This window comes from Pseudomonas sp. KH_046_1, assembly GCF_057839025.1.
Map to the genome: position 1 here is coordinate 1,854,625 of NZ_CM174481.1, position 13,938 is coordinate 1,868,562.

The following is a 13,938-nucleotide window of genomic DNA, read 5'->3' on the forward strand; positions in this document are numbered from 1 at the left end:
CAGCCAATCGCGGGCAAGCCCGCTCCCACAGGTAGCTTCGTCGTAAGTAAAATTTGAATTCGACGACAGTCACTGTGGGAGCGGGCTTGCCCGCGAAGGCGTCTTTACAGACGTCGCCGGATCAGAAGTGAACCTTAACCAGGAAACTGGTCACACTCTGATCAGTCTTGAAGCCCTGGCTGTCTTCAATCCCGTACTTGTTTTTCCAGTAGTCATACTCGACACCGACGTACAGCTGCTTGGCACCCAGATTCAACGCCTTGCCCAGGTCATATTTGACCTGCGGATTGAAGTGCAGGTTGGCGTGGTATTCGCCTTTGCTGTTGACATCGTTGTCGACCACCCAGTCCATGAAGCCGTCGATCAGCACGTCCGAGCCACCCACCGGAATGGTGTAGGACCAGACCGGCGAGACCTGCCAGATGTCGTCGCCCGGGCGGTCGCCTTCGGTGTGACGGTTGTAGAAGTTCAACTGGAAGTAATCGAAGCCCGGGATGGCCAGGTCGAAACCAGGACCGATCAGGTACGACTCGGTATCGTCTTCACCAAACTCGTAGGTCATGGCCAGCAGCACGTCCTTGATCGGGCCGAACTCGAACTTCTGGTCGAAGATCTTGTTGAACGACAGGCGCGGACTGAGCTCGCCGTAATGGCTGTTCTCGCCCGCGAAATGGTCTTCCTTGCCGTTGTAGAAGATCTTGTCGATGAAGAAGAAGTTGTCGCCGTATTTCCAACCGTCGGCGTGTTCAAAGGTCACCGTCTGCTGGATGCGCGGGTTGACCTGGAAGTCCTTGCCGTAAAGGTAGGACAGGCTGTTGTTTTGCCATTGCAGCAAGTCGCCGGCCATGGCCTGACCCCCCGCCAGCAATGATCCCGCCAGCATCAGGCTAGTGCACGTACGTTTCATTCGGTTGCTCCCAAAAAGTAGGTGGTTCCACGTTATTTTTTTAAGGTCGGCGCTCTGGTGTGGCGCCTGTTTCTGTAGCGGTAAAAAATCATCCATTCGGTCAGCTTTAGTGCTGTTAGCAAGAGCTGGGCCAAGGCTTTCAAAAAGCAAAAAAACTCCCGTTCGGCGGCTCAAGAGCGGTCGATTGAGAGGGGTTTTGGAGTGCCTTGGTGCCTGCCAGTGCCGGGATAAGTTGGCTTTCTGGTCAGGTTTTACATCCGGGCTTTTTTTTAAACCGGATTTGGGCGGCCGCGGAGAATACTGACTCCTCGGCCAGGTCTCAAGTGCTCCGCAACGGCGCACCGACGACAGGTGTGGGGCACGGTTGCAGAGCAGCATCAGAAGTGCACCTTTACCAGCAGGCTGGCGGTGTTTTCATTGGTGTTGAAACGGGAGCTGTCCTGGACGCCGTATTTGTCTTTCCAGTAGCTGTATTCGGTGCCGACATACACCTGTTTCTCGCGCCAACCCAGGGCTTTGCCCAGGTCGTATTTGATCTGTGGGTTGAAGTGCAGGTTGGCGTGATAGGTGCCGCGGGCGTTCTGGTCGTTATCCACCACCCAGTCGATGTAGCCGTCGATCAACAGGTTTGAGTTGCCCAGTGGCAGGGTGTAGGACCAGGCCGGGCTGATTTGCCAGACATCATCGCCAGGGCGCGAGCCTTCGGTCTGGCGGTAATAGAAGTTCAGGGTGAAAAAGTTGAAGCCCGGTACCGCGAGATCGAAACCGGGACCGATCAGGTAGGCCTCGGTGTCGTCTTCGCCGTTCTCGTAGGTCATGGCCAGCAGCACGTCCTTGATCGGGCCGAATTCGAAACGGCGGTCGAGGATCTTGCCGAAGGAGAGGCGCGGACTGAACTCGCCGTAATAGGCGTGAACGCCTTTGTTTCGGTCTTGCTCGCCGTTGTAGTAGGTGCTGTCGATGAACATGAAGTTGTCGCCGTACTTCCAGCGGTCAGCGTGTTCGAAGGTGATCGTCTGCTGGATCGCCGGGTTGATCGCGAAGTTCTTGCCATACAGGTAGCTCAGGCTGTTGGTCTGCCACAGCAGTAGATCGCCGGCCATGGCCTGACTCGCGGCCAGCAGGCCAGCACCCAACAGCAGGTTGGTTTGTGTCCGAATCATCTGTTGCTCCCTCTTGTTTTTATTTTTGAGGCGCAGGTTGTGGCCAGGGGGCTGGCCACAGGCAGGCCCCCTTGGTTATCCGTCAGATCAATGGGTGTGAGCCTGGCAGTCGTTGATGGCCGCGCGTTCGGCGCCACCAAGGATGTTGAACAGCAGGTTCAGCGTCAGCGCGCTGAGGGTGGCCATGGCGATGCCGCTGTGGGTGATCGGGCTCATCCACACGGGCAGGTGGGCGAAAAACTCCGGGCGTACAACCGGGATCAGGCCCATGCCGATGCTCACCGCCACCAGCAACTGGTTGCGACGGTCACCGATGTCGGCTTCCTGGAGGATTTTGATCCCGGTGGCGGCGACCATGCCGAACATCGCAATCGCTGCGCCGCCCAGTACTGCCGGAGGAATCGACGCCACCAAAAACGCGGCTTTGGGCAGCAGGCTCAGGACGATCAGCAACCCGCCGGCAACGATGGTCACCGAGCGGCAACGCACGCCGGTCATCTGTACCAGGCCGATGTTCTGGGCGAAGGAGGAGTGGGTGAAGGTGTTGAAGAAACCGGCGAAAAACGAGGCGCCGGCATCGCACAGCAAGCCGCGACGCAGCATCCGTGGGCAGACTTCCTGGCCGGTGATCTTGCCCAGCGCAAGAAACATCCCGGTGGACTCAACGAAAATGATCACCACCACCAGGCACATGGACAGGATCGGTGCCAGCTCGAATTTCGGCATGCCGAAATGCAGCGGGGTGACGAATTGCAGCCATGGCGCTTGACTCATGCCGCTCAGGTCAACCATGCCGATCAGGCCGCAGAGCACGTAGCCCAGGCACATGCCGATCAGGACAGAGATGTTGACCCAGAAACCCCGCATGAAGCGATGCACCAACAGAATGGTGCCCAGCACCAGTGCGGCGATGGCCAGATAAATGGGGGATCCGAACTCAGCGGCGCTGGCACCGCCGCCGGCCCAGTTCACGGCCACGGGGAACAGCGACAAACCGATCGAGGTGATGACCGTACCGGTCACCAGCGGCGGGAAGAAGCGCACGACCTTGGACATGAACGGGGCGATGAGCATGCCGAAGAACCCGGCGGTGATGGTCGCGCCGAAGATCCCCTGCAGGCCGATACCGGGCATGCCGGCCATGGCGACCATGCTGCCGACGGCGGCGAAACTGGCGCCCATCATCACCGGCATGCGAATACCCATGGGGCCGATGCCGAGGGACTGGACGATGGTGGCAATACCCGCCACCAGCAGGTCGGCGTTGATCAGGAAGGCGATTTCTTCACGACTCAGGCCAGCGGCCTGTCCGATGATCAGCGGTACCGCGATGGCACCACCGTACATCAGCAGAACATGTTGCAAACCGACCAGGATCAGTTGCAAGAGGGGCAAACGCTGAATGGCGGGTGCGTCGGGGATGCGCGCTTCGGATAGCTCGGACATGCAACACCTCGGATCTTTTTATTCTTGTGATTTACAGCTGCAGTGCTGCCGGCAGCTGTATTCGAATCAGGTGGGCCGCTTTGCGGCCATTCGCAGGCAAGCCAGCTCCCGCACAGGTCATGCAACACCTGTGGGAGCGAGCCTGCTCGCGAAGCTTTTAACGATTAATTGGTCTGGGCTCCCTGCACAATCCAGGCACCGATCAGGTCACGTTCCTGCTGGGTCATCTGGGTGATGTTGCCCAGTGGCATGATCTGGCTGGCGACGGCTTGCGCCTGAATCCGCGGTGCGTTCTGGCGGATTTGCTCGGGAGTGTCCAGCATCACACCGGCCGGGGCCGCGCTGAACAACGGGCTGGTTGGCTTGGCCGAGTGGCAGACCGTGCAACGTTCCTGAATCACGCTGTGCACCTTGTCGAAACCCGGGCCGGCATTGGATGCCTGAGCCGGAGCGGCAGCAGGTGCTTCTGCAGGTTTGGCTTCAACGGGTTTCAATCCACCGCCCACTGCGGTTTCCGGCAGCGGCTGGTATTGGATTTTCGCTGGAGCGTTGGCCACTTCAGGGGCGCTGGACATCGGCTTCGGACCGGACACGTAGGCCAGGCAGATCATGCCCACCGCTGCCACCGGCAGGGTCCAGGCAAACTTGTGGCTGTCGTGACGGGTGTTGAAGTAGTGACGTACCAACACCGCCAGTACCGCGATCCCGGCCAGGATCAACCAGTTGTACTGGCTACCGTAGGTGCTCGGGAAGTGGTTGCTGATCATGATGAACAGCACCGGCAAGGTGAAGTAGTTGTTGTGACGTGAACGCAACAGGCCTTTGGCCGGCAGCGCCGGATCGGGCGTGCGGTTCTCGGCGATAGCCGCTACCAGTGCGCGTTGCGCCGGCATGATGATGCGGAACACGTTGCCGACCATGATGGTGCCGATGATCGCGCCGACGTGCAGGTACGCACCCCGACCGCTGAACACTTTGCTGAAGCCGTAGGCCGCGGCGATGATCAGGACGAACAGGATTGCGCCAAGCAGGGCAGGGCGTTTGCCGAGGGCCGAGTCGCACAGGAAGGAGTAGATGAACCAACCGACGAACAGCGAGCCGAGGCCCAGCAATACGCCTTCGGGACCGCTCAGGCTGCTGCCAGGGGCCAACAGGTAAAGGGTCGGGTTGGAGTAGAACACCACGCACAGCAGTGCGACCCCCGATAACCAGGTGAAGTAGGCTTCCCATTTGAACCAGTGCAGGTTGTCCGGCATGGTCGGTGGAGCCAGCTTGTATTTTTCCAGGTGGTAGATCCCGCCACCGTGAATCGCCCATAGATCGCCGGCCAGGCCGCTCTTCGGGTTGACCCGGTTGAGGTTGTTTTCCAGCCATACGAAATAGAACGACGCACCGATCCAGGCCACGCCAGTAATCATGTGAACCCAGCGCACGCTCAGGTTCAGCCATTCCAACAGATGTGCTTCCACAGTCTTTACCTCTCGCCTGTCACTCTGTTGTCGAGTGATCAGACCTTCTCTTATTGGTGGGGGGCGAGGATCAAACGCTCATCCTCTTTGAAAAAATGCTCATCGCAGTTATTGCCTGTGCCACTGCGATCAACCACCAGGAAGTCATCCCGCTTTTCGATCGTCAGCACCGGGTGGTGCCAGACGCCGCGATGGTAATTAATGCCCTGCCTGCCGTTGGTGACGAAGGCGCGGACCAAGCCTGATACAGGTTCATCGCCAAGTGGCGCGACCACGATCAGAAAAGGGTTGCCGAGCAGCGGAATGAAAGCCTGGCTGCCCAGCGGGTGGCGTTCCAGCATGCAAACGGTCAGCGGCATGTCCTGCGCGTCGGCGCGGAAGATGCTGATGATCGCGTTGTCCTCTGGCTTTGCGGTTTCGACCACAGCCAGTTTATGGAAGCGCATGGTCGAACCGTTGTTGATCATGAAGTGATCGCTGCCGTCGGTTTCGATCACGTCACCGAAAGGGGCGAAGGCTTCTTTGGTCAGCGGTTCAATCGTCAGTGTGCGCATGCTGTTCTTCTTTGTTTAGTGTTTGTGGTTCTTTGTAGGAGCGAGCCTGCTCGCGAAAAACGTCAAGACACCGCATTCATTCAGGTTGAGCGCGTTTTCGTTAACGACCATCGCGAGCAGGCTCGCTCCTACAGGCTCAGCATTACTTCGCTACTTTGCCCAATACACGCAGGCGGCTCACACCACCATCCGGGAACACGTTCAGGCGGATGTGGGTGATCGGGCCCAGTGCCTTGATCTGCTCGGCGAAGGTGTGCTCGGCGTGCATTTCCAGCTTCTGGCTTGGCAGCAGTTCGCGCCAGAACAACGACTGGGTTTCGATCTGGCTGTCGGTACCGCCCTTCACGAAGGCGCCCTGGATCGAGCAGCTGTCCGGGTAGTTGCCCTTGAAGTGCAGGGTGTCGACGATGACTTTCTCGACTTCGCCGGCATGGCCCAGCGCGACGATGACCCAGTCATTGCCCGGGGTACGACGACGCGCGGTTTCCCAGCCGTCGCCCATGTTGATGCCACGGCCCGGGTTGAGGATGTTGCTCATGCGACCGAAGTGTTCATCGGAGCAGGCGAGGGCGCGGCCACCGTTGAGGGCTGCGGCCAGGTCGACTTGCTCGTTGTCGCCGGTAGCCGACCAGTCACGGAATGGCACACCGTACACGCGCAAACGGGCCACGCCACCATCCGGGTAGATGTTGAAGCGCAGGTGGCTGAAGGCCTGGTCGTTGTTGATTTCGTGGTAGTGGTGGCTGTTGCCTTGCAGCTCGACGGCGGACAGCACTTCAACCCACTGGGTGTTTTCGTTCGGCTCGCCTTCGGCCAGGAAGCAGGCTTCCAGGGACGCCGACGGCGGGAAGTTGCCGGTGAAGAATGAAGTGTCGATGTCGACGCCCTTGATCGAACCCGGTACGCCCAGGCGGATCACTGCGCTGTCGAAGCCTTCGAAGCGCTTGCGGCGCGACTCCCAGCCGTCCATCCACTTGCCGTTATCATCGAACACGCCCTCCTTCCATACGGCCGGGGTCGGTTGGAACAGACGGTTGGCGTCTGCGAACCAGTCATCGGTGACCGAGATGATTTTGGTGCCCAGGCGGGCATCGGCCAGGTTGACGAACTTCTCGAAAGGTACGGCGTAAGCTTTCATTCTTCTTGTCTGCCTTTAAATAAGTGGCTTGGGATGCTTGCAAGGCCCGGAGTGAATTCGGCGTTCATGAATTCACATGGGCCAGGCTTGCTATAGGGTCAGTAATCGGAACAGGGCGATCTTGTTGATCTCCGCCAGCGCGCATTTGAACTCGGTGTCGACCGGGTTGTGGATGCGCGTTTCGAACGCTGCGAGGATCTGATGCCGGTTGCTGCCTTTTACCGCCATGATGAAGGGAAACTTGAACTTGGCCTTGTAGGCGTCGTTCAGCTCGGTGAAGCGCTGGAACTCTTCGGCCGTGCATTGGTGAATACCGGCGCCAGCCTGTTCATGGGTGCTGGCTTCGGTTAGTTGGCCCTGGACGGCCGCACGGCCTGCCAGGTCCGGGTGAGCGTTGATCAGGGCCAGTTGGCTTGCGTGATCGGCGCTCAACAGGATGTCGCTCATGCGCTGGTGCAGGGTTTCGATCTGGTCGATCGAGGCATCCTGGCCCAGGTCGTAGGCCTTCTCGGCCACCCATGGCGAATGTTCGTAGATGTCGGCGAAAGCGGCGACGAAGGCGTCGCGGCTCAGGCTCGAAGGTTTGACGGTTTGAAAGGTGCTCATTTGCCAGCCCCTGTGTACGGGTGGGTTTCTTGCCAGTGACGCGCGATGTCGACGCGACGGCTGAACCACACCTGTTCATGACTTTTAGCGTATTCGATAAAGCGCTTGAGCGAAGCCAGACGCGCCGGACGGCCGATCAGGCGGCAGTGCAGGCCGATCGACAGCATTTTCGGTGCCTCGGCGCCTTCGGCGTAGAGCACATCGAACGCGTCTTTCAGGTATTCGAAGAAGTCGTCGCCCTTGTTGAAGCCCTGGACCTGGGTGAAGCGCATGTCGTTGGTGTCCAGGGTGTACGGGATCACCAGGTGCGGCTTGCCGGTCGGGTTGTTCGGTTCCCAGTAGGGCAGGTCGTCGTCATAGGTGTCGCAGTCGTAGAGGAAACCACCTTCTTCCATCACCAGGCGACGGGTGTTCGGGCCGGTGCGGCCGGTGTACCAGCCCAGCGGGCGCTCGCCGGTGATTTCGGTAAGGATGCGGATCGCTTCGAGCATGTGCTCGCGTTCCTGGGCTTCGTCCATGTATTGGTAGTCGATCCAGCGATAGCCATGGCTGCAGATCTCGTGGCCGGCATCGACCATGGCGCGGATCACGTCCGGGTGACGCTGGGCGGCCATGGCCACGGCGAAGATGGTCAGCGGAATGTCGAATTCCTTGAACAGCTTCAGGATCCGCCACACGCCGGCACGGCTGCCATACTCGTAGAGGGATTCCATGCTCATGTTGCGCGCGCCTTGCAGCGGCTGGGCAGAAACCATTTCCGAGAGGAACGCTTCGGACTCTTTGTCGCCGTGCAGGATGTTGCGCTCGCCGCCTTCTTCGTAATTGAGTACGAACGACAGGGCGATTCGGGCATTGCCCGGCCAGTGTGGGTGCGGAGGGTTACTGCCGTAACCGACCAGGTCGCGTGGGTAGTCAGCGCTCACTGCAGGCTTCCTTCTTATTCGATGATGACGGTTGGTGTGACGCAGCTGAAAACTGGATGGCAGGCTGGCGTCACAGCGATGGGCTGATTGTATACAACTTTATATTCACTTTGTAAGCCTGAATTTTCGCATTTTTCACCGACTGTCATCTTTTACTGCTATTGGCGTGAGCCTGCAAGAAATCTGCCTGACTGGTCAATTATTGATTGAGAGGTTCATAGGCTGTGCGGTTTGGCGGGAAATCGACGGTAAATCTGCGGGTGGCGGGGGTAATACGAAAAATGTCGTTTTTATTGTGTACAATTTTTTTGAAAAGTGTCTTAATCAGTCGCTCGCCGCAGCTTTTCGTGCTCCGAATCGGTGCGGTCTCCTTTTCAACTGACTTCGGGAGGCGCGAAGTCTGACTGCTCCACGCAGGCAGGCGCGCAGAATCAATGGGACGTTTGACTACACACGTTTTGGACGCAGCACACGGTTGCCCGGGCAGCTCGATCAAGGTCGAGTTGTACCGCGTTGAAGGTTCGCACCTGGAATTGGTCGCCAGCGCGATAACCAACAGCGATGGCCGTGTCGATGCACCGCTGCTGCAAGGCGATGACTACCGCACCGGGGTCTATCAGGTTCAGTTTCATGCCGGCGATTACTACCGCGCCCGTGGCGTCAAGCTGCCGGAGCCTGCCTTCCTGGATGTGGTGGTGCTGCGTTTCGGCATCTCCGCCGAGCAGGATCACTACCACGTGCCGTTGCTGATTTCGCCTTACAGCTACTCCACCTACCGCGGCAGCTGATCCCCCAGGCAGCAGCTGCACCCTGGAAGCGACTGCGCATATAGCTTCTTTGGTCTTTCGCCCGCTCACACTGCGGGCTTTTTTTCGTCTGGAGAAATGTGGTGCTTGTGTGGCCGCTTTCGCGAGCAGGCTCGCTCCCACATGGGGGTGGGAGCGCCGCAAATCCAATGTGGGAGCGAGCCTGCTCGCGAAGCTTTTGCTGTTAGCGGCTCAGCAGGGACGCTGCACCCGCCCCACTGAACAACCCCGCACTCACCCGGTTGAACCAGCTCTGCCCCTTGCCGCTGCGCAGATACCGCGCGGCACCATGGGCGCCGAGGCCATAAGCCAACTTGCAGGCCAGATCCAGCAGTGTCCAAGTGACAATCATCACCAGCAACTGCGGCAGGAACGGCTGCTCGGCACTCAAGAACTGAGGCAGGAAAGCGGCGAAGAACAGGATGTCCTTCGGGTTGCTCGCGCCCAGCATGAACGCACGCCCGAACAGTGCACGAAAGCGTGGCACCGGCGCGGCTTGTGGCACTTCAGCGCCATGGGAAGGCAGGCGCGATTGCTGCCAGCTCTGCCAGGCGAGGTAGAACAGGTAAAGGGCGCCAAGAATCTTCAGGGCGCTGAACAGCTGTTCCGATGCCAGCAACAACGCACCCAGGCCCAGCGCCGATGCGCTCAGCAGGCAGATCGATGCCGATACGCCGCCAAGAAAGGCCGGACAGGAGCGGCGCAGGCCGTAATTCAGACTGTTGCTGATCATCAGCAACGACAGCGGCCCCGGGATCAGGATCACTATCAGCGCAGCGCCGCTGAACAGCAGCCAGGTTTCCAGACTCATCACTTTCCTCCATTTGCACAAAAGCCCCACCCGACGGGGTGAGGCTGTTTTCAAGCGGGTCCCGCGTAAGGTTTACAGGAAGATGAACTTGGCGATGAAGATCGCGCAGAGCACCCACAGACTTACGGAAATTTCCTTGTACTTGCCAGTGCCTGCCTTCATCGCCACGTAGGTGATGAAGCCCAGCGCGATGCCGTCGGCGACCGAGAAGGTCAACGGCATCATGATTGCGGTAACGATCGCCGGAATGCTGTCGGTGGCTTCGTCCCATTCGATGTGGGCCATGCCGCCCATCATCAGCATCGCTACATAAATCAGTGCACCCGCGGTTGCATAGGCAGGAATCATCCCGGCCAGCGGTGCGAAGAACATGGCTGCAATAAATAGCACACCTACGGTCACTGCGGTAAGACCAGTCCGACCACCCGCTGCAACACCGGCAGCACTTTCCACGTAGCTGGTGACCGGCGGAACACCGACCACCGCACCAAACACACTGGAAGCACTGTCGGCTTTCATGGCGCGGGAAAGGTTTTCGATCTTGCCGTCAGCCCCCACCAGGTTGGCACGCTGGGCAACGCCCATCAGGGTGCCTGCGGTGTCGAACATGTGCACGAAAAGGAATGCCAGCACCACGCTGACCATGCTGATGTTGAATACACCCACAACGTTCATGGCCATCCAGGTCGGAGCCAGGCTCGGCGGGGCGGACATGATGCCCTCGTAGTGCACCAGCCCAAGGCCCCAACCGGCGAGGGTCACGGTGATGATGCTGATGAGGATCGCGCCGAACACTTTGTGATAGCTGAGGATGGCGATCATCAGGAAGCACACGGCGGCGAGCAGCGGGCCGGGTTCGCGCAGGGAGCCGAGCTTGATCAGCGTGGCCGGGCTATCGACGACGATGCCCGCGGTTTTCAGGCCGATCAGCCCCAGGAACAGACCCACGCCGGCGCCCATGGCGAAGCGCAGGCTGACCGGAATGCTGTTGAGCAGCCATTCGCGGATCCGCGAGAAGGTCAGGATCATGAACAACACACCGGACACAAACACCGCGCCGAGGGCGGTTTCCCAGTTGTAGCCCATGGTGCCGACCACGGTGTAGGTGAAGAAGGCGTTCAGCCCCATGCCCGGTGCCAGGCCGACCGGCCAGTTGGCGTACAGGCCCATCAAAAGGCAACCGAGTGCTGCGGCGATGCAGGTGGCGACGAACGCCGCACCGTGATCGATCCCGGCGTCGGCCATGATGTTGGGGTTGACGAAAATGATGTAAGCCATGGTGATGAAGGTTGTCAGACCGGCAATCAGCTCGGTCTTCACCGTGGTGCCGTGCAAGCTGAGTTTGAACAGACGTTCCAGCAAGCCATTGCGTAATGGCGGCGAGATTTCCAGCGTCGGTGCTTCGGATTTGCGGCTTTCCACAGCGAATACTCCTCAAGAGTTTTATTGTTATTTCCAGGGACGGACCCATGAGGGTGGCAGCGGCCCTTTGAGGTACTTGCGAATTTGTTGACCGCTTGGTCAGGAACTCGCACGAAGTGGATTATGCTTTTGTATACAAAGAATGCAAATAATGTTTTTGGTTTTGTTGACGATTTTTTTGGCGATAGGAATATATCGCCAGTTCAGACGCCTTCGCGAGCAAGCCCGCTCCCACAGGAAAACCGGTCAGTCACAAGATTTGTGGGCACCATCAATCACTGTGGGGGCGGGCTTGCTCCGGGCGGCGTTCCGACGAAGGGGGCTGATCAGCCAATGCACATTCATCAGGCAAACTCTCATTCGGCCTGCGAATGACTTTTCCCTAACGCCAGATTCACCGCCAGCCACCCATTCACCGCCGTCTCCCCGGCTTCGGCAAACACCCGCTCCAGCAATTTCACCTGCTCGCGACGCAATGCTTGCTCAAAGCGAACGCCTTCGGCGGTCAACTCCAGCAGGCGCTTACGCTTGTCGGTTTCGGACGCAACGCTGTCGACCAGATGCATCTCCAACAGCTGCCGCAACGGCATGTTCAACGCCTGCTTGCTCACGCCGAGCAACGCCAACAATTCCTTCACGCTCAGGTTCGGATAACGGGCGATGAAAAACACGATGCGCTGATGCACCCGACTCAGGCCGCGACGTTCGAGCATTTCATCGGCCTTGGAGGTGAAGGCCTGGTAGCCGAAGAAAAACGCTTCCATGGCCTGCTGCTGGGAAAGCGGGTTTTTAAGGTCAAGCATGTTGACGTATCCGTTCGGGGAGGCGTAATTTCGGTCAATAAGTTTGACTCATTTTTCACATGCCTCGCTACCGGTGATCCCCATGGCTTTTTCCGAACGTGTCTCACGCCTTAAAAGTTCTTTGATCCGTGAAATCCTCGCCGCGGCCCAGCGTCCGCAGATGATGTCGTTTGCCGGTGGTCTGCCGGCCGAAGCCATGTTGCCGAAGGTCGATTGGGCCAAGATGCCGGTTTCCATGGGCCAATACGGCATGAGCGAAGGCGAGCCGGCGCTGCGTGAAGCGCTGGCCGCCGAGGCGCGAGCGTTGGGAGTGGCATGCGAGGCAAGCCAGGTGCTGGTGGTCAGCGGCTCACAGCAGACCCTCGACCTTGCGGCCAAGCTGTACATCGACAAGGGCACCGAAATCCTGCTCGAAGCGCCGACTTATCTGGCGGCATTGCAGATTTTCCAACTGTTCGGCGCCGATTGCCTGACCGTGCCGCTGGAGGCTGACGGGCCGAATTTGACTGAGCTACGCACTCGCCTGGAACACCACCACCCGGCCTTCATCTACCTGATCCCGACCTTCCAGAACCCATCGGCGGTGCGTTACAGCGAAGCCAAACGCGACGCGGTGGCGGCGTTGCTCGATGAATTCGGCGTGACGCTGATTGAAGACGAGCCTTATCGCGAACTGACCTTCGACGGTGGCAGCGCCACGCCGATTGTCAGCCGCTTGAAGACGGCCAGCTGGATCTATACCGGGACCGTGTCGAAAACCCTGCTGCCGGGTTTGCGTATCGGCTACCTGATCGCCAGCCCGGACCTGTTTCCCCATCTGTTGAAACTCAAGCAGTCGGCGGATCTGCACACCAACCGGGTCGGCCAATGGCAGGCACTGCAATGGATCGGCAGCGAGAAATATCAGCAACACCGTAGTGAGTTGCGCGACTTTTATCGGGGGCGTCGGGATGCGTTTCAGGCTGCGCTGGAAACTCACTTCTCGGATCTGGCGGACTGGAACGTGCCGCAGGGCGGGCTGTTTTTCTGGTTGAAACTCAAGCAGCCGCAAGATACCCGCAGTTTGCTCAACGCTGCGCTGGCCAACGACGTGGCGTTCATGCCGGGGGAACCGTTCTTCCCTGAGCCGGATAATCATCCGGGGTATCTGCGGTTGAACTTCAGCCACATTGATCCGGCGCGGCTGGATGAGGGGCTCAAGCGGTTGGCGGCGGTGGTGCGACAGGCGCAGACAGCGCAAGCAGCCTGAAAACAAATAAACCGGCGCAAGGGCCGGTTTACTTTTGTCTGAAATTTTGCGGTGCCGGTGCAGGCCTCTTCGCGAGCAGGCTCGCTCCCACATTGGATCTGTTTTGAACACAAATCCTGTTCACAACAAAGTTCTACTGTGGGAGCGAGCCTGCTCGCGATGGCGTCAGTCAAAACACCACAGACAAATCAGGCCGCCGCGAAACGCTTATCCAGATAATCAATGATCACCTTGGACTCATACATCCAGGTGGTCTGGCCATTTTCTTCGATACGCAGGCACGGCACCTTGATCTTACCGCCTTGCTCCAGCAGGGTCTGGCGATCCTGTTCGTTGTTTTTCGCATCACGCAATGCCACCGGCACATTCAGGCGGCGCAGGGTGCGGCGGGTCTTCACGCAGAACGGACAGGCGTGGAATTGATACAGGGTCAGACCCTTGGCGGCGGATTCGACCTGAGCCTGAGCAGCGGCGGGGCGCTTCTTCTTGCTTGGGCGAGTAATGAAGTCGATGAAGATGATCAGTTGGCCAAGGCCGACACGAAGCGCTTTTACGAACACGTTGAAAGCCTCACGGTGCGAATGAAGAAGGGCGCGCAGCTTACCTGATTTTTTGCAGGCGAAAAAAAACCGGCGATGAAT

At 58.9% G+C, this 13,938-nt stretch carries 14 protein-coding genes; 2 read left to right on the forward strand and 12 right to left on the reverse strand.

From position 1 onward, the window contains the following. Positions 1 to 121 precede the first annotated feature (121 nt). The 8 genes from AC3IT9_RS08485 to puuE all read right to left on the reverse strand — a co-directional run bounded on the left by AC3IT9_RS08485 (position 122) and on the right by puuE (position 8,206). Positions 122 to 907 (reverse strand): outer membrane protein OmpK, encoded by a 786-nt coding sequence (locus AC3IT9_RS08485; protein WP_150724586.1) that lies wholly within the window; start codon positions 905 to 907, stop codon positions 122 to 124. Between the two features lie 377 nt (positions 908 to 1,284). After that, positions 1,285 to 2,070: an outer membrane protein OmpK gene (locus tag AC3IT9_RS08490; protein ID WP_150759274.1), complete on the reverse strand. Its 786-nt coding sequence runs from the start codon at positions 2,068 to 2,070 to the stop codon at positions 1,285 to 1,287. A gap of 87 nt (positions 2,071 to 2,157) precedes the next feature. Further along, positions 2,158 to 3,516 (reverse strand): nucleobase:cation symporter-2 family protein, encoded by a 1,359-nt coding sequence (locus AC3IT9_RS08495; protein WP_489272663.1) that lies wholly within the window; start codon positions 3,514 to 3,516, stop codon positions 2,158 to 2,160. Between the two features lie 164 nt (positions 3,517 to 3,680). Further along, positions 3,681 to 4,985 (reverse strand): urate hydroxylase PuuD, encoded by a 1,305-nt coding sequence (locus AC3IT9_RS08500; RefSeq protein WP_150724589.1) that lies wholly within the window; start codon positions 4,983 to 4,985, stop codon positions 3,681 to 3,683. A 50-nt stretch (positions 4,986 to 5,035) separates the two neighbouring features. After that, entirely contained in the window at positions 5,036 to 5,539 is a 504-nt protein-coding gene (locus tag AC3IT9_RS08505; protein ID WP_150724590.1) for an ureidoglycolate lyase, read from the reverse strand. 142 nt (positions 5,540 to 5,681) lie between these two features. Beyond that, complete coding sequence (gene alc / locus AC3IT9_RS08510; protein WP_008048382.1) at positions 5,682 to 6,677, reverse strand: allantoicase; 996 nt, start codon at positions 6,675 to 6,677, stop codon at positions 5,682 to 5,684. A 90-nt stretch (positions 6,678 to 6,767) separates the two neighbouring features. Further along, positions 6,768 to 7,283, reverse strand: coding sequence for a 2-oxo-4-hydroxy-4-carboxy-5-ureidoimidazoline decarboxylase (gene uraD, locus AC3IT9_RS08515; protein ID WP_150724591.1), 516 nt, complete (start codon positions 7,281 to 7,283; stop codon positions 6,768 to 6,770). Next, on the reverse strand, positions 7,280 to 8,206 hold the full coding sequence (gene puuE / locus AC3IT9_RS08520; RefSeq protein ID WP_150724592.1) for an allantoinase PuuE: 927 nt from the start codon (positions 8,204 to 8,206) through the stop codon (positions 7,280 to 7,282). Before puuE ends, uraD begins: the two co-directional genes overlap by 4 nt. Positions 8,207 to 8,640: 434 nt before the next feature. Here puuE and uraH point away from each other — a divergent pair, with 434 nt between their 5' ends. Beyond that, on the forward strand, positions 8,641 to 8,994 hold the full coding sequence (uraH, locus tag AC3IT9_RS08525) for a hydroxyisourate hydrolase (RefSeq protein ID WP_007974925.1): 354 nt from the start codon (positions 8,641 to 8,643) through the stop codon (positions 8,992 to 8,994). Positions 8,995 to 9,196: 202 nt separating this feature from the next. On the opposite strand, the gene AC3IT9_RS08530 is transcribed toward uraH, so the two are convergent. From AC3IT9_RS08530 to AC3IT9_RS08540, 3 genes are all read right to left on the reverse strand, one after another. Beyond that, entirely contained in the window at positions 9,197 to 9,823 is a 627-nt protein-coding gene (locus AC3IT9_RS08530; protein ID WP_489272665.1) for a LysE family translocator, read from the reverse strand. 72 nt (positions 9,824 to 9,895) lie between these two features. Next, positions 9,896 to 11,245: an NCS2 family permease gene (locus tag AC3IT9_RS08535; protein WP_150753341.1), complete on the reverse strand. Its 1,350-nt coding sequence runs from the start codon at positions 11,243 to 11,245 to the stop codon at positions 9,896 to 9,898. Between the two features lie 356 nt (positions 11,246 to 11,601). Then, positions 11,602 to 12,048, reverse strand: coding sequence for a MarR family winged helix-turn-helix transcriptional regulator (locus AC3IT9_RS08540; protein WP_489272666.1), 447 nt, complete (start codon positions 12,046 to 12,048; stop codon positions 11,602 to 11,604). An 82-nt stretch (positions 12,049 to 12,130) separates the two neighbouring features. On the opposite strand from AC3IT9_RS08540, the gene AC3IT9_RS08545 reads away from it, so the two are divergent. Further along, positions 12,131 to 13,297 carry an aminotransferase-like domain-containing protein gene (locus AC3IT9_RS08545; RefSeq protein WP_489272668.1) on the forward strand — a complete coding sequence of 389 codons (1,167 nt, stop codon included), beginning with the start codon at positions 12,131 to 12,133 and terminating at the stop codon, positions 13,295 to 13,297. A gap of 188 nt (positions 13,298 to 13,485) precedes the next feature. Here AC3IT9_RS08545 and AC3IT9_RS08550 read toward each other — a convergent pair whose 3' ends face one another. Next, a complete protein-coding gene (locus AC3IT9_RS08550) occupies positions 13,486 to 13,857 on the reverse strand; it encodes a glutathione S-transferase N-terminal domain-containing protein (RefSeq protein ID WP_150724597.1) in 372 nt (123 codons plus the stop codon). Positions 13,858 to 13,938 lie beyond the last annotated feature (81 nt).